The organism is Methylocystis sp. NC52PC, assembly GCF_055698645.1.
Genome location: NZ_CP170127.1, coordinates 2,669,796 through 2,690,141, shown reverse-complemented (window position 1 = coordinate 2,690,141; position 20,346 = coordinate 2,669,796). Strand labels below are relative to the sequence as shown.

The window sequence follows — 20,346 nt, the reverse complement described above, 5'->3', positions numbered from 1 at the left end:
ACCGCGCCCGCTCATCAGGGTTATCTCTGCTCGATGTTTTGATCCCGTCCTGCAGAGACGGAGGCGCCCGTGCGGATGAGTGCGACAAGACGGCTCCCGATGCCTGGCCACTCCCCGCCCGCCAGGTCCCGCGCGCGTGGCCCGTGAGCGCCCTCCCCTCCGCCTCGGACCTTGGGCGGCTGGCGGCGCCCGACGCCTTTCTGTGGGCCGTCGGCATCGAGGACACCTTCATCACGGCGCCGCATCCGCGAACCGGCCGCACACTCGACGAATATGAACTGACCGGACACTACGATCGGTGGCGCGAGGACCTGGCGCTCATCGCCCAGCTGGGGACGCCCTGCGCGCGCTATGGCGTGCCCTGGCATCGCGTGCAGCCCGCGCCGAACGTCTGGGCCTGGGGCTTTGTCGACGCAGCGCTGGAGCGCATGCTCGCGCTGAAGATCGACCCGATCGTCGACCTCGTGCATTACGGGCTGCCGCCGTGGATCGAGCGCGCCTTCCTCAACCCCGATTACCCCTATTACGTCGCCGAATATGCGGCGCGGCTGGCGGAGCGATTTCGCGGACGCGTGCGATGGTATACGCCGCTCAACGAACCGCGCATCACCGCCTGGTATTGCGGACGGCTCGGCTGGTGGCCGCCCTATGAGAGAAGCTGGCGCGGCTTCGTCGCGCTTATGATCGCCATCTGCCAGGGCATTGTCGAGACCGTGCGCGCGCTGCAACAGGTGGATGCGGAAATCGTTCCGTTCCACGTCGATGCAACCGATATGTTCGACACGGACGATCCGACGCTCGTGGCGGAGGCGCGCCGCCGCCAGGAAATCGTCTTTCTCGCGCTGGACCTGATCAGCGGTCGCGTCGACCGGAACCATGCGCTGTGGGACTGGCTCATCAGCGAAGGCGCAGATGAAGACGTTCTCGAGAACCTCCTCGACCAGCCGCTGGACCTGCCCATCATCGGCGTCAATCTCTATCCGATCTTCACGAGCAAGAAACTTTTGCGCGACGCCGCGGGACGTCTGCGGATCAGAATGCCGCACGCGTCGGGCGATCTGGTCGAAAAGATCGGGCGCATGTATTTCGACCGCTATGGCGCGCCGCTGATGGTTTCCGAGACCGCCGACAAAGGCTCGGCGGCGCGACGGTTGGACTGGTTGCGCCAGTCGGTCGCCGCCGTGAGACGCTTGCGCGTCGACGGCGTGCCGATGCTGGGTTACACTTGGTGGCCGATGTTTGCGCTGGTGACATGGGCCTATCGCCAGGGTCGCCGCCCGCTGCACGATCATCTGCTGCAAATGGGCCTGTGGGACCTCGACCCTGATCCGAACGGACAGCTTGCCCGCCTGGAGACGCGGCTGGTCGGCGCCTATCGCGATCTGGTTCGCGGCGGGTCTCAGTCGGTCGGTCCGCTGGCGGCGAGCGGCGCTCCCCGCAGCCCGATGCGCGCTGGATAGACGACGCTTTCTTTTTTCGCCCTTCAGACGATGCGAGAGGAACAGGCATGTTTCGCAGTTTCTTTTTTGCCGGCTTCGAAGGCTCGACCGGCTTTAACCGACACGGGGAATGGTTCGACCAGGTTGCGGCGACCGGCCACGACAGGACGCTCGACCAGGACTATCGTGAGATTGCGGGTCTCGGCCTGCACGCCGCGCGCGAAACGATACGCTGGCCGCTCGTCGACCAGAGAGGCCGGCATGACTTTTCGACTGTGACCCCCTTCATCGAGGCGGCGAAGCGCCACCGCGTCGATGTCATCTGGGACCTGTTCCACTACGGGTTTCCCAGAGACGTGGATCTCTGGTCGAGGGGCTTTCCGACTCGCTTCGCGGACTACTGCCACGCCGTGGCGCGCTTCATCATGTCCCGCTCGGAAGGGCCGTTTTTCTTCACGCCCGTCAATGAGCCTTCCTTCATGTCCTACGCCGCCGGCGAAAAAGGGCTTTTCGCTCCTCACGCCACGGGGCGCGGCTGGGAGCTCAAGGTCGCGCTCGCGCGCGCGGCCATCGCCGGGATCGACGCCATCCGCGCCGCCTGCCCGCGCGCGCGCTTCGTCAACGTCGATCCGTTGTGCCGCGTCGTCGCGCCTCGCGATAGGCCCGATCTTGCGGAGGAGGCCCGGGATTTCAACGAACGGTTGGTTTTTCAGTCGTGGGACATGCTGTCCGGCCGTCTGCTGCCGGAACTCGGCGGAAGCCCAGACCATCTCGATATCGTCGGGATCAATTACTACTGGACCAATCAGTGGGAGCTCAACGGTCGCCCGAACGGCCATGGCGTTATTCCCCCGCTCGCCGACGACGACGCGCGCCGCGCGCCGCTGGCCGACCTCGTCCGGTCCGTCTGCAAACGCTATGGACGGGAGGCGATGATTACCGAGACGAGCCACATTGGCCACAACCGCGGGCCATGGCTTCGCGAAGTCGTGGGGATGGCGGAGGCGTTGCTCAGCGAGGGCGAACCCCTCAGGGGCGTCTGCCTCTATCCGATCCTCGGCATGCCCGAGTGGCACGACCGCGACATCTGGACCCCAATGGGCTTGTGGGACCCTCTGTGCCATCGGGACCCTTCCGCCGGCCGTCTCGTCTGCACGCCGATGCTCGACGCGCTTCGTTCGGCCGAGAAGGTGGAGGCGCTCCACCGGAGAGCACTGTCGAGACTTGTGAAGGCTGCGCCAATTCGGCTGAGCGCCAGCGAAACGCCGCGGGCCGCTATGCGAAACGCGTCGCGTCGGCGCTAGGCCGTGACGGCGCGAAAAACAAACCCGGCTCGAGGCCGGGTTTGAAGTTGGTCGTCTCGTGTCGTCGGCAAGACAACCTTCATCTTGGCTATAGGAAGCGCGCCGTTGACGGAACCCACTTTCCCGCCCTTCCACGGACTATTTTCGCCAATGGCTCTCGCGGTCGAAAATAAGCCCGAGTCCTAAGGGACCCGGGCAAGTTGGAAGGGGAACCGACTGTAGAAAAACTACACGCGGCTCCCACAGCTCTGTCCCGCAAACGCCGCCATTCTGCGCGCATTAATCGCCATCTTCCCCGAAGGGGGCCTTTAGCCGCCGCTGACAGAAAATTCGCGGCGAATAGCCTCGACGATTCGCTGAATGGACCCCTCGGAGTCGGTCCCGCGCTGTTCTGCGTTGACGGCGCGATTCTCCGTTGCGGCGAGTTCGGCCTCTTTGGCGCCGATGTAGGACTGCAGGAGCTCGATGTCCTTGTGAGCCTGGGCGACTCTCGCCGTCAGCTCGGCGAGTTCGTTTTCGGCCTGGCGGAGGACCGCTTCCGCGCGTTCAGCGCGGGCCTCGGCGCTTTGCAACTGCTGCTTCACGGCTTTCGCCGCATTGTGGGCGCGCGCCACGGCGTTCGTCGCCTGTTGTTCCCGTTGCCGTATCGACGCCGCCGCCTCTGAGACCAACTCCAACACGGAGGTCGCGCCCTCCTCGCTCTGACCGAGCCGGCGCTTCGACCCCGGCAGCGGCCGGGGACTTGAATGATCCTTTTGAACCAACCTGTTGACGACTTGGTCGAGGTCCAGCGTGCCCACGACTCCCCCCGGGTTTTTGCAAAAATCAGATTCTGTTACGAGACTCGAAACTTTAAGCATTTGGCAAGAAAAGCGGAAAAATCTCAACCCGGACGCGAGGTTAGCGTTGCCTGGGCCACTGATCTGCGCGGCAAAGGCCTATAAGATCATTCAGTTGCGCACATTGTGGATAAATCCGCCCGCGGCGGTTCACCTCTGGCGTAACAAGGTTGCGTCAGGGCGTCCGCGAATCGCGGCCAAACGGAGCCTAGTTCCGCCGGCGCGGCACGAGGTGCAGGAGCCGCGCCAGCCGCCGCTCCGTGAGAAAGGCGAGGCTGAACAATTGGACGAGATTCTCCGCCTCGATCAGCTCCAAGCCGATGGAGGCTGGCGTGAGTTCCTTCCTCGTCCCGAAGATCATATCCCAGACCGAGAGGACGATGCCGTAATTACTGTCGTGCTCCGCCCGAAGCGTCGAATGATGGGCGCGGTGCAGTTGCGGCGTGATGATGACATAGGACAGCAGCCGCTCGCCGGGGAAAGTAAAATTCCCGTGATGGAACAGCACAAAAAACATCCGCACGATCTCGCAGACGACCACGATGCTGGCGGGGACCCCGAACAACACTACGCAGGCGCATTTGACCAGCACTTCGAGAAACTGGTCCAAAACGTGAAACCTCAGTCCCGTGGTGACGTGGTAGCTCTTGTCGCTGTGATGGATTTTGTGGAAACGCCACAAAAACTCGGACTTATGGCCGAGGTAGTGCCACACGTAGACCGCGAAATCGAACAGGACGAAACTCAAAATCCACTTCGCGGGTCCGTCCTGCATTTTCCCCAATAGGCCATAATGGGCGTAATTGGAGGCGACGAGCAGCAGACTGGAAATAGAGAATGCGCTCATAATCAAATTATTGGCCAGGAACGCGCCCGTGTTCGTCGCAAAAGACTTCTTCAACTCATGTTTTGGAACCTTCACGTAAGGAAACTTCTTCTCCAGGACGAGAAGGGCGGCGAACAGCAGCCCGGCGACTCCAAAAAGGTAGCCTTCGATCCCCGACGCGCTCATGGCCCACTCCAAATTCGCAAGACCGTCCCGGATGGCGATCGCATGATCATGGGTTTTCACAATCAGGGGTTTTCACACCGCCCCGGACCGCTGCGGCTTCGTTCGCAAACCGTCCGGAGATTGGCCAGGATTGATCGGTCACGACCATGCATCGATGAACTATATGAGATTATAGTTTGCGGCGATCAAGATCGTCAGGAGGGGTGATATGCTCGGGATCGGGGCGTCAAAACCGGTCGCCGGTCGATCGGAGGAGATCGTCGAATGCCCCGTCAGGAGGGCATACTCTTTTATTGGCGACGCGTTTTTCGAGAACTATCCGAAGTGGTGTCCTCAGGTCGTCGAACTCGAGGAACTCTCGCCGCCGCCCGTCCATGCGGGAACGAAAGGGCGGCAGGTGACAAGGGACCGAGGCATCGACAGTGAATCGACATTTCAGATCGCCACCTTCTCTCCCGCCAGCGTGCTTGAAATCGAAGGGCTCTCGGAGCCTTTCCGATCGTCTTACGAGTTCCAGCCGGAAGGCGAAGGGACGACGCGCATCGTCTTCACTTTCGAACTGAAGGAACTGGATCTCGTGATGCGGCCCTTTCAGAAACTCATTCGCACCGCTTTACAGGAAGGAGCCGAGCAAACCGTCGAAAACATCAAACGCCTGCTCGAGGACGGCGCTCCGTCCTAAGAAGGCGACACGAAAAGCGGAAAGGGGAAATGATGTTCATCGTGCAAAAAGACAAGGGGGTCATCCCGCATGTGCTCACGCAGATATTAGACTCTTGCGTCAACGGCGTTACGCTCAGCGATCCAGACCTCGAGGACTCCCCCATCGTCTACGCCAACAAGGCGTTCGAAAACATCTGCGGCTATCCGCAGGATGAAATCATCGGTCGTAACTGCAGGTTCCTGCAAGGGACCGACCGAGACCAGGCTGAGCTCGATCGCCTGCGCGCGGCGATCAAGAAAGGCGAGCCGGTCGAAGTGACGCTCCGCAATTATCGGAAAGATGGCGCGCTCTTCCACAATCGACTGGTCGTCAAGCCGCTCTTCGATGAGCGCGGCAATGTCGTCTATTTCCTGGGGGTGCAATATGACATTACCGACCAGGTCAAAGCGCAGGAAGAGATCAAGACCTTGAACGAGAAACTCACGCTCTCGGGCGTGTAAACGCCGGTCTCCTCAGGCCGAGCCGGTCGCGCATTCCAATGCAGCGGGGTTCTGAAAAGCCGGCTGCAGCGATCTTCGAGACTCGGGCCCGTTATTGAACTTTGCATGCGCTGCGCGGCGACGCCCGGCGCGGCCTCCAAGCTACGTGCCGCTAAACCAGTTGTAACCCTGCTTTTCCCAGTAACCGCCCGGATTATCGTTTGTGACGAAGATCTCGGTCACGAACTTCGGATTTTTGAAGCCGAGTTTCGTCGGCATGCGAATCCTGACCGGATAGCCGTATTTCGTCTCGGGGAAATCCAGCACGAGAAGGGTCTGCGGGTGGAGCGCCGTGGGCATATCGATGCTCGTCCAATATTTATCGGCGCACTGAAAGCCCACATATTTCGCGGTGAGGTCAGCGCCGATGCGCTCCAGAAACGTCCTGAACGGCGCGCCGGTCCATTTGCCAACCGCACTCCAGCCCTCGACGCAAACGAGGCGGGTGATCTGCGTGGTCTGGGGCAGCGCGCGAAGCTCCTGAAGCGCCCAGCCGCGCTTATCCTCGACGAGCCCGGAAAGATGCAATCTGTAAGTCGTCCCGTCGACGACGGGCGCGAGCGCCTCCTCATAATAGGCGTTGAACGGAAAAGGCGTTACGACGTCGGCTTCGGAATAGCTCGGGGCGAGCTTGTCGGGATTGAACAAGGCGGCCTGGACGCGATCGTTCCATCTGGACATCGCCCACAGCAGCCGATCGACCGCATCGTCATCCTTCAAGGTGCACCCCGACAAAAGCGTCAGGGCGCCGAGCGAGAGACCCTGCTTGAGAAAGAGCCGGCGCTCCATGCGCTCCAGCTGGGGCTTGAAGTCAGTGACCGACGCGCCGCCAAGAGCTTTCCGGGTTTTCATCGGCTCTGCCGCTCCTTTGCATACGCCTTGGTTAAGCGTCCCGTCACCATGGATGCGATCGTCCCCTTCACGGCAAGAGCGACGCCGCCGTGGATCACGATGAACGACGCGAGGATCGCCATGCCGGCAAAATGGATATGGCGCGCCTGATCATAGCCGCCGAGGAGTTTAGTCAGTTCGTGCAACTGAACCGGCTTCCAAAGGGCCAGCCCCGAGAAGAAAAGCAGTAACATGTCGCCGATCGCGAGGACATAGAGAACGCGCTGCACGATATTATAGTCGCCGGTTCCATGGAGCAGAAGATGTTTCATCTCCAGTTTGACGTTGCGGTACGCTGCGATGGGCCGGACGTCGAGGATTCTGCGCAGGAAGTGGCCAGAAAAGACCCCATAGCCAAGATAGGCGAACCCGTTGAGAAGCAAGAGCCACATCGCAGCGAAATGCCACGCGAGCGCGCCGGCCAGCCAGCCCCCGAGCGTCAATTCGCCTGGAAAGCGCACCTCATACAGCGGGGCCGCGTTGTAAATACGCAAGCCGCTCATCAGCATGGCGATCGCGGCAAAGGCGTTGATCCAATGCGTCACGCGCACGAAGAGCGGATGAACGAGCTTCCCTCTTCTTGTTGACGCCTTCCGCAACATCGCGCTCCTCTTGAGAATATTTACCAGAAGCGCTACCGTGCCGGCGCAGTTCTTCGGCCAAAATGGCCGTGAATTTCGCCAGGATACGATGGCCGGCAAAGGCGATGCTGCGTTGCAATAGCGCTTGGGACCGCCCGTGACTGTGTTGAAATTTGAATCGGCGCGACTGCAGCGCCAGCCTTGACAGCGGCCTAAAATGAAACGTCTCGCGCGCCTGTCCGTCCTGCTCCCGATCGCCATGTCCCCGGCCTTCGCCGGCGACAACGAAAGCCTCGCCGGGCTGCGGATGGAGTGCGACACCTGCCACGGCGTCGACGGCGTTTCGGTCGTCCCGGATCAGACGCCGACGATCGCCGGCAAAAGCGAAGCATATCTGTTTCGTCAGCTCCAGGCCTTCGAGACCGGCAAGCGACGGCACGAAACAATGCTGATGATGGGCCAGAAACTATCGGACCAGGAGATGAAAGCGCTCGCCCGCTATTATTCCCGCGTAAAGCGCTAAAGCCTCGCCGTCCGGGCATGCGCCGCCTCCCCGGCTGTCTGCGGCCCGATGCTGAATTAAATAGAAAGGGCGCAGCTTTTTCGGCGGCGTCGGCCTGCCCGTTCAAGACAGGCCCGGAGCCGAGCGTCACATGGATGATAAGGCGAGAGATCACGGGCCTGAGAAGCCGCAGGAGGGCGCCTCGAGCGCAGGCGCCCTTGTCGCGCTGGTGCAGGCGCTGTTGCGCGACTTGCGGCCGAGCCAGGGTCAGGCGGTCGACATTTCTCTTGCCAGCCGCCTCGAACAGGATCTTGGCGTCGACAGTCTGGCGCGCACCGAGCTGACCGCCCGCATCGAACGGACGTTCCACCTGCGTCTGCCGCTGGACCGCGTCAGCCAAGCTGAAACTGTCGGCGATCTCCTTGCCGCGATCGAACATGCGCGCCCTCGCGACACAGGCGTGCGCTACCGCGCCCCGACGGCGCAGCCGCTGCCGCCGGCTCAGGCGCCCGGCGACGCGCAAACTCTGGTCGAGACCCTCGAGTGGCATGTCGCGCGTCACCCGGACAGGCTTCATCTGACGGCGCTGGAAGACGACCGCACGGAGATCGGCGCCCTCACCTATGGGGAGCTGGCGGAGCGCGCCCGCGGCGTCGCGGCCGGACTCATTGCGCGCGACGTCGCGCCTGGCGACAGGGTTGCGATCATGTTGCCGACCGGACTTGAATTTTTCGCCGTCTTTTTTGGAATTCTTTATACCGGCGCCGCCCCCGTGCCGATCTATCCGCCTTTGCGGCTCGCCCAGATCGAGGACCATCTGCGCCGCCAGGCCGGGATCCTGCGAAACGCCGGCGCGCGGATACTGGTCACCATGCCGGAAGGTCTTGCGCTCGCTGCGCTGCTGCGGGCCCAGGTCGAGACGCTCGAGTCCGTGGAAAGCGTGGCGACGCTGCAGTCGAAGACGGACGTCGCCCCGTCGGGCGTTCGCGACGCGTCGCAGACCGCATTGATCCAATACACCTCGGGGAGCACCGGCGACCCCAAGGGCGTCGTGTTGACCCACGCCAATCTCCTCGCCAATGTGCGCGCCATGGGAGAAGCGATCAACGCCAGCTCTTCCGACGTCTTCGTGAGCTGGCTGCCGCTTTATCACGACATGGGCCTCATCGGCGCCTGGCTGGGCAGCCTGTATTTCGCCGCCCCGCTTTACGTGATGTCGCCGGTGAGTTTCCTCACACGCCCGGCAAATTGGCTGTGGGCCATCCACCGCTTCCGCGCGACGCTGAGCGCCGCGCCGAATTTCGGCTTCGAACTCTGCGTCAACAAGATCGACGCGGCGAGCCTCGAAGGGCTGGACCTTGCGTCGCTGCGCATGGTCGCCAATGGCGCGGAGCCGGTAAGCGTCTATACGCTGCGCCGCTTCATCGAGAAATTCGGCCGATATGGCTTCAGGCCCGAGGCGATGGCCCCGGTGTATGGCCTTGCCGAAAACGCCGTGGGTCTCGCCTTCCCGCCGCCCGGCAGGGCGCCCGTGATCGATCGCGTCGATCGGGAGGCCTTGACGCTCAAGGGCCTGGCGCAGCGCGCCCGCGCCAATGACGCGAGGGCCATGGAATTCGTCGCCAGCGGACAGCCCCTGCCCCGGCACGAAATCCGTATCGTCGACGCCAATGGCCGCGAACTCGCCGAACGCCGCGAAGGGCGGCTGGAGTTTCGCGGCCCCTCCGCGACCGCCGGCTATTTCCGTAACGAAGCTAAGACACGCGAGCTTATTCACAACGGCTGGCTCGACAGCGGCGACCGCGCCTACATGGCCAACGGCGACATTTTCATCACCGGCCGGATAAAGGACATTATCATTCGCGCCGGACGCCACCTCTATCCGCAGGAGATCGAGGAGGCCGTCGGCCTCATCCCCGGCATTCGCAAGGGCTGCGTCGCGGTCTTCGGCACGCTCGATCCGCGCTCGGCCACCGAGCGCGTCGTGGTCGTCGCCGAAACTGCCGAGACTGACCCGGCGGCGCGTGAAAAGCTCGTCGCGCGCGCCCATCAGATCGTCAGCGAAGTCAGCGGCGCGTTGGCGGATGAGATCGCGCTCGTCCCGCCCCGCTCGGCCCCGAAGACCTCGAGCGGCAAGATCAGGCGCAGCGCGGCCAAGGCGCTTTACGAGCAAGGCAGCCTCGGCGCCCCGGGACAGGCAGTCTGGCGCCAGCTGGCGCGGCTCGCCTTGGCGGGGCTCGGCCCACAGTGGCGGCGCGTTCTCGCGTCGATCTGGAGCCTCGCCTATGCGGTCTGGTGGTGGACCGCCGTCGCCCTCGGTTATTCGGCTGCCTGGCTGGGCGTGATGACGCTGCCGGGATTGCGCCGCCGCTGGGCCTTCGTCAGAAAAGTCGCAGGCGCGACGCTCGCCGCACTGCGCGTCCCCGTGAAAGTCGAAGGCCTCGAATACATCCCCGAAAGGAACGCCGCGCTCGTCTTCAATCACGCAAGCTATGCGGACGTCATCCTGCTCACGACCTTCCTGCCGGGCGAGCCGGTCTATGTCGCGAAGAAGGAGCTCGCCGGACAAGTTTTCGCCGGACCGTTCCTGCGCCGCCTCGGCGTGCAATTCGTCGAGCGTTTCGACGTTGCGGCGAGCGTCGCCGACGTCGAGGCGCTGCTTGCGGCCGCGCGCGAGGGGCGCAATCTCGTTTTCTTCCCGGAGGGGACCTTCACGCGCCGCGCCGGACTCACCGGATTTTACCTCGGCGCCTTCAAGACGGCGGCGGAAGCTCATCTCGACATTGTTCCCGGCGCTTTGCGCGGGACCCGCTCGATGCTGAGAGGCGGACAATGGTTCCCGCGATGGTCCGCGCTCGGACTTGAGATCGGCCCGCCGCTGCATGCCGGCGGCGCGGACTTCACGTGCGTCGTCAGATTGCGCGACGAAGCTCGGCGCTTCGTGCTCGAACATTGCGGCGAGCCGGATCTCGACCAGCTCGTCAAACCCAAAGTCTGAAAGCCCCCAGCCGCGCGCCTCTCGATGCCTCGCCATTTCGATCCCACGCTGGTCAACGACCGCTTCGACGATCCGGGTCTTTATGTCGACCTCGCCTTCGAGCGGCGCGCGCTGCTCTTCGACATTGGCGATATCGCCGGCTTGCCGACGCGGAAAATTCTGCGCATCAGCGACGTTTTCGTCAGCCATCGACACATGGATCATTTTGCCGGCTTCGATCAGCTCCTGCGCCGGGTATTGGGGCGGGAGAAAGTCATCAGCATCTATGGACCTGCCGGCTCCATCGAGGCGATCGGGCATAAGCTCAAGGCCTACACCTGGAATCTCCTGGATGGATATGACGGCAATGTAAGCTTCCGCGTCACCGAGGTCGACCCCGTCGGCAACATGACGAGCGCCCTTTTCTCAGGGCGCGAGAGTTTTTCCCGCCAGCACGCTGAGCGCCGCGCAGAAGCCGATGGGCTGCTCTTGAAAGAACCCGGCATACAGGTCCGCGCCACTACGCTCGATCATGGCGTGCCGGTTCTTGCCTTCGCGCTGGAGGAGCGGGCGCAAATTAACGTCTGGCGCAATAAGCTGGAGGCGGCGGGGCTGGCCGTCGGCCCCTGGCTACGCGATTTCAAAGAAGCGGTATTACGCGGCCGCTCGGATGCTTTTCCGATTGAAGTCTCCTGGCAAGCGCCCGACGCGGACACGCCGAAGACTCTTCCGCTCGGACAACTCAGGAACGAGATCATGCGTGTCTCGACCGGGCGCAAGATCGCTTATGTGGTCGACTGCGCCTTCACTCGAGCGAATGTCGAAAAGATCGTCGCGCTCGCCAAGGACGCAGACACGCTCTTCATCGAGGCGACATTTTTTGAAGCCGACGCCGCCATCGCGGCGCAACGTCGTCACCTGACCGCGCATCAAGCGGGGACGATCGCACGGCTCGCCGGGGTCAAACGACTCGTCACCTTCCATTACTCCCCACGCTATCGCGGCGAGGGAGAACGCCTAGCGGAGGAGGCGCAGCTTGCCTTTCTCGGACGCTGAGACGAAGACCCTTTCGGCTCATTAGTCGGACATCGCCCTTCTCTTGCGCAGCTCGATGACCTCGGCCGAGGCCGCCCTTTCCCCGATCAGGAACCAGGAATGCTCGGCCCCATGCCCTTTCAGCTCCACATGACCGGCGTCCTCGAAGGCGAAGTCGTCCGCGAGGCGCAGATGAACCGCGTCGGAAACGTGAATCTTGTTCGGCTGACCCGTGGATTGGTAGCGGCTCGCCATATTCACCACCTCGCCCCAGAGATCGTAGGAAAACTTCCTCTTTCCCACCACGCCGGCGACGACCGTTCCCGTGTGGACGCCAATACGAATTTGCAGCGGCATCGGAAATGTCTTCGAATAAGCGTCGACGGTCTTGATCGCCTCCAGCGCGAATTGCGCGATACGCTGGCAATGTAGAGGCGTGCGGTCGGGCACGCCGCCGACGACCATGTAGCAGTCGCCAATAGTCTTGATTTTTTCCAGCTGGTAGCTTTCAACGAGTTCGTCGAAGCGCCCGAAAATATCATTGAGCATACGGACGGTTTCGTAGGGACCGAGCTTTGCGGCGAGACCGGTGAAGCCGACGATATCGGCGAACAGCACCGTGACCTCCGGATAGGTCTCCGCAATCATTTCCTCGCCGTTTTGCAAGCGCTCGGCGATGACGGCCGGCAATATATTGCGCAGCAACTTGTCCGATCGGTCGCGCTCCTGTTGCAACTCCGAGGACGTTTCCTCGACCGTCCTGACTTTGTCCTCCAGCCGCGTGAAAGCCGCATGCAGGCGGTCCGCCATCGCATCGATGGCGCCGCCGAGCCTCCCGATTTCATCCGAACCGGTCACGCCTGTCTTTCGCGTCAGCGCGCCCTCGCCGATCGCTTCGACCGCAGCCATGAGTCTGGCGCCGCGGCGCAGGAATCTGAAAAGGAGAACGGCCGCGGCGGCGATGATTGAAAGGACAAATAGAACCGCAACGACGGTGTTGGCGCGCACGAGCTGATCCGACCGCCCATTCAGGGTCTCGAGCGTCAATTTGTGGCGCGTGTCCACCGCGTCCAGAAAATCCGCGACCGGCTTCATGATCGCGGCCTTGCCCTTACTGTAATTTTCGTCATTCAGGAGGCGGATGGCGGTCGCCTGATCGGGGGCGCCTTTTCTCGTATACTTCCCTTCGCCGTCCTCGAATTCTCCCTTGGCGGCGTGCATCGCCCGAAGCTCCAGCTCCGCCAGCTTGTCAGACCGGATTTTCGCGTCCTTGAGGAGGTTGAATTCACGCGCGGTGATGCCCGTCTGCAAAAGCCGGTCTTCGAGCGACTGCGCGCCGCGCGACGACAGCGCCGGTTCCGCAATCAGCTTGCCGGTGACGAGGTCCCAGTAAACGCTGTTGTAACCCGCCGGGGCTGCAAGCTTGCCGTCGCGAATGTCGAGAATTTGCTGGTAATATTTGACGAGCGACTCATCCTTGGTCACCGTGAACTTGCGTGCGAAGCGCGTGAGATACTCCGAAGATGCGCGAAGCTCATCAGCAAGTTTATATGTCTGGAAATAACTCGCCTGCTCCTGTTCCAGGCCGTCCTGGATATGCTCGAGGAGAACGCCAATATAGAGATTGGCGCCGGCCAGAGCGATCTCCGCAGCGAAAAAAGCAATGAAGAAATGTCGTAACTGCATGAGCGCTGGTTTCCCGTCTCGCTTGGTCGGCGAAAGCTATCAGCCAGTCAAGGCTAGGGCAAACCTTTACGAACGCCGCGTTGCCGGCATTTTCACTTTCCGATGTCCGTTAAGGCCAGAATACTTTCGTCGATATCGCCGATCGAGGCTACGCCCGTCAGCGTCATAGAAACCCGCATCTCGTTCGCCAGGATCGACAACATGTTCTCGACCCCCGGCCGCCCGCGAGCGGCGAGCGCGTAAGCAGCGGCGCGACCCAGCAGCACCCCCTTCGCCCCCAAAGCCAGCATGCGCAAAACGTCGAGGCCCGAACGGACGCCGGAGTCCGCAAACAAGACGACGCCGTCGCCGACCGCTCGGGCGATTTCCGGCAAGGCGCGCGCTGTCGAGATGGCCCCGTCCAGCTGCCGGCCGCCATGGTTCGAAACGACGATCCCATCCGCGCCGAAGCGCAAGGCGTCGCGCGCGTCCTCGGGGTCGAGTATCCCCTTGACGATCATCGGGCCCTTCCAGAAATCGCGTATCCATTCGAGATCCGGCCAGCTGATCGCTGGATCCATATTGGCGGTGAGCCAGCCGATATAGTCTTCGAGCCCGATCCGCCGTCCCATGTAAGCGGAAATATTGCCAAGGTCATGCGGCCGCCCCATCACGCCGACGTCATAGGCCCAGCCCGGCCGCGTCAGCGCTTGAAACAGACGACGCAGAGAGGCGTAAGGGCCCGACATGCCCGAATGCGCATCGCGATAGCGGGGCCCCGGCGTCGGCAGATCCACCGTGAAGACGAGAGTCGTCACGCCGGCGGCGCGGGCGCGCTCCAGGACGTCGCGCATGAATCCGCGGTCTTTCAAAACATAAAGCTGAAACCATAACGAATGCGGGCAAGTCGCCGCGACCTCGTCAATCGAACAGACAGAGACCGTCGACTGCACAAAGGGAATTTTGCTGGCGGTGGCGGCGCGAGCCAACTGGACTTCGCCGCGACGCGCGAACATGCCGGCCAATCCCACGGGCCCGAGGATGAGCGGAAGCGCCGACTGCTGCCCGAACCATTGGGTCGACAGCCTGATTTCCGCCGCGCCACGAAGGGCGCGCTGTCTGACCGGGATGGCGGCGAGGTCCGAAATATTGGCGCGAAGGGTCGTCTCCGACCCCGCGCCGCCGTCGATGTAGTGAAATAGAAACGGCGGGATTTTCCGGCGGGCGGCCTCGCGATAATCCAAGGCGGAAGAAATGATCACGCACGCCTCCGTGAAGAACTCGGCTTCGCGACGAAGACTTGCGCCCGACGACGATTTGGAGTTGGGTGATTATGAATCGAGCGCTCGCGAGACATTGGAATCGAACTCAAAAGACGCCGAGCGCTTGCCCTGCTCTGGATAAGCATACGTCTCGCCGCATGGTCACGTTGTAGTTGTTTACGCCTTTCTATCTCCTTACTTGAAAAGCGGATCATCGAGATACAGGTTAATCGGTTGTGTTAGTGCTTGCGTGGGGAGGTCGATATGACGGATGAGACGCAAGAGTTTTTTTCAAAAAGTTTATTCTCAGGGTCATGCCGGGACAAAGCCTTCCAGTCGCCTTCCCTCGTCGTCGTCGAGAACAGAGCTCTGATTGGGGAATGCCTCGCGCTCTGCCTCCAGAACAAGCTGAGACTGCCGGTTCTGACCTATCCGGACGTGAAGTCCTGGGCTGAAGACCCGCTCGGCTCGTCTGCATGCGCCATTATCCTGAGCGGACTCGAGCGCCAGATCAGCGAGCAATTCGAAATCATCCGGGAGCTGTGCCGGAGGCAAACCGGCGTTCCCGTCGTCATCTTCTCTGATACGGAGAAGAAAGACCAAATCGCCAAGAGCCTGCGCTGTGGGGTGAGAGGCTATATCTCGAGCGACACCCCTCTCGAAATCGCGGCGCGCGCGATAAAGCTGGTCATCGTCGGGGGCGTATTCATACCCGCCGCTTTGGTCATGGAGGAAGACGACGATGTCGAGCCGGAAGCGCTCGGGAGCGCAAAGTTCGAGTTCACCCCGCGGGAATATGACGTCGTCAGGCGACTGCTGAAAGGCGAGTCCAACAAGCTCATCGCTCATGAACTCAATTTGAGCGAAAGCAGCGTGAAGGTGCACATCCGCAATATCATGCGCAGATTAGGGGTGCACAACCGAACCGAGGCGGTTATTGCGCTCGGCTCGATCGTTCAGAGCAAGACGGGTCACATGGAAAACCCGCCTGGTTTTTTTGCGCTCGGCCCCGCTCGATAATCCTCGATAATACTTGCGTGAGCTGCGGCGAGAAAACTCGCCACCCGCCGTCACTTGACGATCAACTGCATCGCGACGGTCGGATCGAAGTGGTAGTTGAAGCCGAGCCGCGCGATCTGTCCGTTGAAACGTGTGCTTGCAGTCACGTTCGCGGTGTTAACGAACGCAGGGCTGGCTGGCCCAATTCTGAAAGCGTCCGTAATGGCTCCGGTCGCGTTCGCCTGGCCCAGGTCGTAATAAAGATACTCGGCCTTCAGGCTCATATCGGGCGTGAACTTCCATTCAAAGCCGCCGCCGAGAGTCCAGCCGACGCGCGCCGTAGAAATGTGGCCAACGGAACTGTTCGACTGGGCAAAGGCCCAAAGCAAGGGAAGCACGTCCGTCGTATGGCCGACGCGATTTTGCAGGGTCATACCGCCATAGGCAAAGCCGCCGCTGGCAAAAGCAAGAATCGACGGCGTGATAAGATAGCCGGCCCGCGCGCGCACCGTGCCGAACCAATCGAGGGTTTTCTCGACGGCGACCGACGTTCCAGTCGTCCCGAGGGGCGCGCCGGCGATCGTATAGGGCGCAATGGCGGCGAAACCGCCCTGGCCCTGCTGGCTCGCACCCTGCAAATCGAACTCGACGCCGCCGACATAACGGCCCAGGACGTAATTGTAACCCGCCTGGCCGCCGCCCAACGCGCCATTTGCATTCGCCTTCAAGGCGCCGGTCGCGGTGAGCGCCGCGGCTGAGCCGAGATTTGACGCCAAAGCCTGGTCGAGCGTGTTCTGCATCGGAACGACGCGCGAGGAGACGCTGGGCGTCGCGTCCCAGCCATACCCAACGTTCAGACCGGCGTAGAAGCCGGACGTGAAGACGCCCGGCGGCGCGGAAGCCGTCTCCGCGGTTTTGCCCGCGCCGAAATGATAGTTCAGCCCCATGCGTGCGATGTCGCCCCTGAACTGCGTATAGGCGTTCACGCCGAGCACGTTGCTGAGAGCGAGCGGCTGCAAAATCGTCGCAAGCGGCGAAATTGCATAGTTGGTGCTGCCGAGGTCGTAATGCAGGTATTCGGCTTTGAGGCTGGCGTTCGGAGCGAACATCCATTCGAGACCGGCGCCGATAGTCCAACCAGCGCGCGTTCCCGAATACTGGCCCGCTCCGCCGGAGGCCTGCAGCAGCGCCGGCACCCCCAGGACCGCGCTCATCAATTCTCCGCCCCAGCTCTGCAAGGCGACGCTGCTCGCGCGGGCGCCGCCATAAGCGACGCCGCCCGTCGCGTAGCCGAGCAAGGTGGGCGTAATCAGATAGCCGACGCGTCCGCGCGTCGTGCCCAGCCAATCAACAGACTTGGTGTTGTGGATCGACGTGCCGGCGTAATCAACCCAGGGCGCGCCGAGAATGCCTGCCGGGTTGAAGCTCTGCAATACATGCCGCGTGCGCGTGTTTGCGCCCTGCATGTCTGTCTCGATGCCGAGCACGAAACGATTGACCTGCAGATTGAAGCCGAGCTGCCCGCCGCCGAAGAAGCCGCCGCCCGCGGCAAGAGATTGGCCATTGACGCCGCGCGCGGAAGCCTCCCAGTAACCTGGGAAAGGAATGAGCGAGGGCGGCGCCATCAGCCAATTGTCAATCGACGTCTCCGCCGGCCAAGACAAAGTCGTGACCGCCGGGCGCGGATCCCAAGTGTAACCGGCGTTCAAGCCAGCATAGAACCCCTGCCAAAGCAAAGGCGGCGGCGCATCCGGCAGACCGCTCTTGAGCACGCCGGTCCGCGACGCCGGCGTCGCGTCGGGCGCCAGCGGATTGCCGGCGAAACGCATGGCGTAGCTCACATTGGTGCGATAGCCGGTCTCACGGAACGGTATGTTCGAAAAATCGCGTCCGAACTCGATCGCGAGCGACTCGCCGAACGGCGTGTCGGTGAAATTGGTGTCCGTTCTCAGGCCGCCGCCAAAAGTCTCCGCCCAAATGTTGCGGAGCTGACCGGGTGCGCGATTTTCGTGCACGCCGCTGCCCCAGGCGCCGAAAATGTAAGGGGCGACGACATGATTGAAGCCCAGGAATTCGAGATTCACGGGGCGCATAAGCTCGGCGCGCGCCGTCACGCCACGGTCCACGTTGAGCGTGCCGGACGCATAGCCGGACACGGCCTCGGAACCATCGAGAATGAAGTTTTCGGGGAGCATCAGCGGCTTGCCGAAGCTCGTCTGCATGCGGCCGATCGCGGAGAAATAGAATTGCTCCGGCAAGCCGATGTCAATGCGACCCTTGAGGTTCAACCTGTTGAAGACGGGACTCGCGTAGAGGCGCGAGAGCGGCGGACCAAACATATAGTTGTCGCTGCCTACGCGGCCGCCGAGGCCGAGACCGTAAAGAATAAGACCGCTGGCCGTCGCATTTTCGAGCCACGGAAGACGGTAGCTGCCCTCCGCTCCCAATCTCGTGACGGTGTAGCGGTCGCGGCTGACGTCGTTAATTGGAAATAGCGAAAGGCTCGGGAACACGAAACCGAGCGGTAAGGGCTCATAGCGGTTGCGGTTGTTGATGTGCTCCAGCGAGACCTGCGTGCGAAGCGTCAGATCCGAACGGAGAATGAGCGGATAACCGACCTTCACATTGACGCGATCGAACCTGCCGGTCGACCGTTCGCCTGCGTTGAGCAGGTCGGCTGGGAGCGGAGAAAACAAGGGGGTGGCGCGGGAACGCGCAGAGAGATAGCCGCCGCCGATAGCAAGACCGTCGATGCCGACGGGAATCGCCACATCGACGCTATAGGCCTGACTTTTTGCCGTGCCGTCGAAAAAGCGGTCCACATCCGGGCTCGACGATACGGCCCCGGAAATCTGCTCGCCGAAGCCAAAGGCGTTGTTCACGGCCAGAGCTTGCGCGAACTCCCAGGGCCCGAATTCTTTCGGCAGTCGGTTTGTGATGACCGAGGCCCCGGCGACGCGGTTTTCGGTAATCCCGATCGACAGAACATATCTGTCGTCGCCTGCGCCAGGCTTTGCGGTCGCCACGCCGCTCACGCCGGCGATCATGCCAACGAGAATGGTTCGCCGATCATATTCGGCGGCCGTCAGATGGCGCTGGCCAAGGAGCGGTTCGAGACGGGAGCGAACAAGCTGTTGGGTGCCCTCTGACGCCCCGACAATCTCGATATCCTCGATGACTCCATCGATGACCGCGAGGCGGACAACCCCTCCGTCGAACTCCGGCCGCGGAGCAATGAGAGTCGTGAGCGGGAACGCCTTTGCATAAGCGGCCTGAAGCTCGAAGGCTGCCTGATAAATTTCCGCAACGCTGAGCCGCCTTCCCTGCAGTTTCCGCGCAAATGCGGCGTTCTGCTCGGACAGCTCGGGGAATGCGCCCTCAATCGCGACACTTTGAACGGTGACAAACCTATTTTCAGCTCCGGCCGGCGCGAGGAGGGCTTTACGGTCACGCGCAATCGTCGCTTTGACTTCGCGAGCTGGCGGAAGCTTCGCCGCAGGCGCCAGCACGGTCGGATTGAAAGCCTGCGCCTCCGCCCTCGCCGTGAACTGAGTCGCACCCGCAACGACCGCAGCCAGGAAACAGCCGCCGCGGCGCACATGCCGGTTCTGGAAACGTTTTTTTTGCGTAGCCAAGGAACTGCGCCCGATTCAATTCGTGATCTCAGCAAGACGGTAATCAGAACATCCTGACTAAGGCTAGCTTCCTGTTCAATTCGGATGAAGTTCGCTGTGCAATGCGGTTTTTCTGCAACACATCTTATTGCTAAGCTACAGTTAGTTACACCTCACAGCATGAGCGTAGCAATTGGCGTCACCCATTTGGGCGCCCGCACTTAATCCTTTTGGGGCGAAACCATGTTTCCTCTTAGCCGAATTGGCGTCTGTTCACCTCGTCGACGGAGCCGTAGAATGTTTTTGAAGCCTTCATTGGCTTCCCAAAAACTAGGAGGGTCATATGAAAAAGCTCATTATTGTTCCCGTTGTTCTTGCTCTTTCGAGCAGCTTTGCCTTTGCTCTCGACATCAGCCAGTCGCTTAAGCTGAACCAGTCGATCGGCGACACCTCGAAGGGCGGCTTCGCCCTCAACAAGGCTTTCGTTCTGCAGGCGCAAGTTCCCGTGAACACGACGTCGGGCAACGTCACGCAGAAAGCGGACATCGCGCAGTCGATCGGCGACACCACCAAGGGCGGCGAAGCCAAGAACAAGGCCGTCGTGATCCAGGCCCAAGTTCCGCTGAACTTCAGCGCCCCCTGAGATTAAACTTCGAGGCTGGATGACAAGCAGATCGCGGCCGCTCGGCCGCGATCTCATCTTGGAAGGCCACGCCCATCGTTCATCCATGGCCTCATGAACAGGCGCAGGCCGATGAATCGCCTCCATGCTTCGCTTTTCGTGAGCTTGATCGGCATGTCGCACCCAACATATGCGAATGAGATCAACGTCGTCACCGAGTCCGGCGGCTCCAGCAGCTCCGTGACCATCATTCAGACGAGCCCTGGTGAGACGAAAGCCGAAACGCATGTGCAATCCGCGCCAGGCTCTGTCGTCGTCAAGCAGCGTGGCCAGAACAGCAGCGCCGTTATTATCCAGCGCACTGGCCCTCAGGAGAGAAACGAGTAGCCGGAGAGCGCCGG

General features: G+C 61.8%; 18 protein-coding genes. 10 read left to right on the top strand and 8 right to left on the bottom strand.

Annotation, left to right across the window (positions count from 1 at the left end):
• The first annotated feature begins 143 nt into the window (after window positions 1-143).
• Window positions 144-1,460 carry a family 1 glycosylhydrolase gene (locus ACETII_RS15020; protein WP_472786028.1) on the top strand — a complete coding sequence of 439 codons (1,317 nt, stop codon included), beginning with the start codon at window positions 144-146 and terminating at the stop codon, window positions 1,458-1,460.
• Window positions 1,461-1,507: 47 nt separating this feature from the next.
• Complete coding sequence (locus ACETII_RS15015) at window positions 1,508-2,743, top strand: glycoside hydrolase (protein ID WP_472786027.1); 1,236 nt, start codon at window positions 1,508-1,510, stop codon at window positions 2,741-2,743.
• A gap of 308 nt (window positions 2,744-3,051) precedes the next feature.
• On the opposite strand, the gene ACETII_RS15010 is transcribed toward ACETII_RS15015, so the two are convergent.
• Window positions 3,052-3,543 (bottom strand): ABC transporter permease, encoded by a 492-nt coding sequence (locus tag ACETII_RS15010; RefSeq protein ID WP_363347232.1) that lies wholly within the window; start codon window positions 3,541-3,543, stop codon window positions 3,052-3,054.
• A gap of 247 nt (window positions 3,544-3,790) precedes the next feature.
• Window positions 3,791-4,594 (bottom strand): sterol desaturase family protein, encoded by an 804-nt coding sequence (locus ACETII_RS15005; protein WP_472786026.1) that lies wholly within the window; start codon window positions 4,592-4,594, stop codon window positions 3,791-3,793.
• Window positions 4,595-4,802: 208 nt separating this feature from the next.
• Here ACETII_RS15005 and ACETII_RS15000 point away from each other — a divergent pair, with 208 nt between their 5' ends.
• The gene (locus ACETII_RS15000) at window positions 4,803-5,276 is read left to right on the top strand and encodes an SRPBCC family protein (RefSeq protein ID WP_363347227.1); all 474 of its coding nucleotides are present in this window, start codon (window positions 4,803-4,805) and stop codon (window positions 5,274-5,276) included.
• A 29-nt stretch (window positions 5,277-5,305) separates the two neighbouring features.
• On the top strand, window positions 5,306-5,758 hold the full coding sequence (locus tag ACETII_RS14995; protein WP_363347225.1) for a PAS domain-containing protein: 453 nt from the start codon (window positions 5,306-5,308) through the stop codon (window positions 5,756-5,758).
• 141 nt (window positions 5,759-5,899) lie between these two features.
• Here the strand turns inward: ACETII_RS14995 and ACETII_RS14990 are convergent, their stop codons facing one another.
• Genes ACETII_RS14990 through ACETII_RS14980 form a run of 3 tightly spaced genes read right to left on the bottom strand, consistent with a single transcriptional unit; the run spans window position 5,900 to window position 7,408 of the window.
• Window positions 5,900-6,649, bottom strand: coding sequence for a molybdopterin-dependent oxidoreductase (locus tag ACETII_RS14990; RefSeq protein ID WP_472786025.1), 750 nt, complete (start codon window positions 6,647-6,649; stop codon window positions 5,900-5,902).
• A complete protein-coding gene (locus tag ACETII_RS14985; protein WP_472786024.1) occupies window positions 6,646-7,197 on the bottom strand; it encodes a cytochrome b/b6 domain-containing protein in 552 nt (183 codons plus the stop codon). Before ACETII_RS14985 ends, ACETII_RS14990 begins: the two co-directional genes overlap by 4 nt.
• Entirely contained in the window at window positions 7,151-7,408 is a 258-nt protein-coding gene (locus ACETII_RS14980) for a hypothetical protein (RefSeq protein ID WP_472786023.1), read from the bottom strand. Before ACETII_RS14980 ends, ACETII_RS14985 begins: the two co-directional genes overlap by 47 nt.
• Before the next feature lie 78 nt (window positions 7,409-7,486).
• Between ACETII_RS14980 and ACETII_RS14975 the strand changes: the two genes are divergently transcribed.
• From ACETII_RS14975 to ACETII_RS14965, 3 genes are all read left to right on the top strand, one after another.
• On the top strand, window positions 7,487-7,792 hold the full coding sequence (locus ACETII_RS14975; protein ID WP_472786022.1) for a c-type cytochrome: 306 nt from the start codon (window positions 7,487-7,489) through the stop codon (window positions 7,790-7,792).
• 130 nt (window positions 7,793-7,922) lie between these two features.
• The gene (locus tag ACETII_RS14970; protein WP_472786021.1) at window positions 7,923-10,769 is read left to right on the top strand and encodes an AMP-binding protein; all 2,847 of its coding nucleotides are present in this window, start codon (window positions 7,923-7,925) and stop codon (window positions 10,767-10,769) included.
• A gap of 24 nt (window positions 10,770-10,793) precedes the next feature.
• Entirely contained in the window at window positions 10,794-11,804 is a 1,011-nt protein-coding gene (locus ACETII_RS14965) for a ribonuclease Z (RefSeq protein WP_472786020.1), read from the top strand.
• Between the two features lie 21 nt (window positions 11,805-11,825).
• On the opposite strand, the gene ACETII_RS14960 is transcribed toward ACETII_RS14965, so the two are convergent.
• Both ACETII_RS14960 and lldD read right to left on the bottom strand, forming a co-directional pair.
• Window positions 11,826-13,469, bottom strand: coding sequence for an adenylate/guanylate cyclase domain-containing protein (locus ACETII_RS14960; protein ID WP_472786019.1), 1,644 nt, complete (start codon window positions 13,467-13,469; stop codon window positions 11,826-11,828).
• A 92-nt stretch (window positions 13,470-13,561) separates the two neighbouring features.
• Window positions 13,562-14,710, bottom strand: a complete 1,149-nt coding sequence (lldD, locus tag ACETII_RS14955) for an FMN-dependent L-lactate dehydrogenase LldD (RefSeq protein WP_472786018.1) — start codon at window positions 14,708-14,710, stop codon at window positions 13,562-13,564.
• Window positions 14,711-14,974: 264 nt separating this feature from the next.
• Between lldD and ACETII_RS14950 the strand changes: the two genes are divergently transcribed.
• Window positions 14,975-15,730, top strand: coding sequence for a response regulator transcription factor (locus tag ACETII_RS14950; RefSeq protein ID WP_363347208.1), 756 nt, complete (start codon window positions 14,975-14,977; stop codon window positions 15,728-15,730).
• Between the two features lie 50 nt (window positions 15,731-15,780).
• Here the strand turns inward: ACETII_RS14950 and ACETII_RS14945 are convergent, their stop codons facing one another.
• On the bottom strand, window positions 15,781-19,344 hold the full coding sequence (locus tag ACETII_RS14945) for an outer membrane beta-barrel protein (protein WP_472786017.1): 3,564 nt from the start codon (window positions 19,342-19,344) through the stop codon (window positions 15,781-15,783).
• Window positions 19,345-19,666: 322 nt separating this feature from the next.
• On the opposite strand from ACETII_RS14945, the gene ACETII_RS14940 reads away from it, so the two are divergent.
• Both ACETII_RS14940 and ACETII_RS14935 read left to right on the top strand, forming a co-directional pair.
• Window positions 19,667-19,966: a hypothetical protein gene (locus ACETII_RS14940; protein WP_363347204.1), complete on the top strand. Its 300-nt coding sequence runs from the start codon at window positions 19,667-19,669 to the stop codon at window positions 19,964-19,966.
• 111 nt (window positions 19,967-20,077) lie between these two features.
• Window positions 20,078-20,332 (top strand): hypothetical protein, encoded by a 255-nt coding sequence (locus tag ACETII_RS14935; RefSeq protein ID WP_472786016.1) that lies wholly within the window; start codon window positions 20,078-20,080, stop codon window positions 20,330-20,332.
• Window positions 20,333-20,346 lie beyond the last annotated feature (14 nt).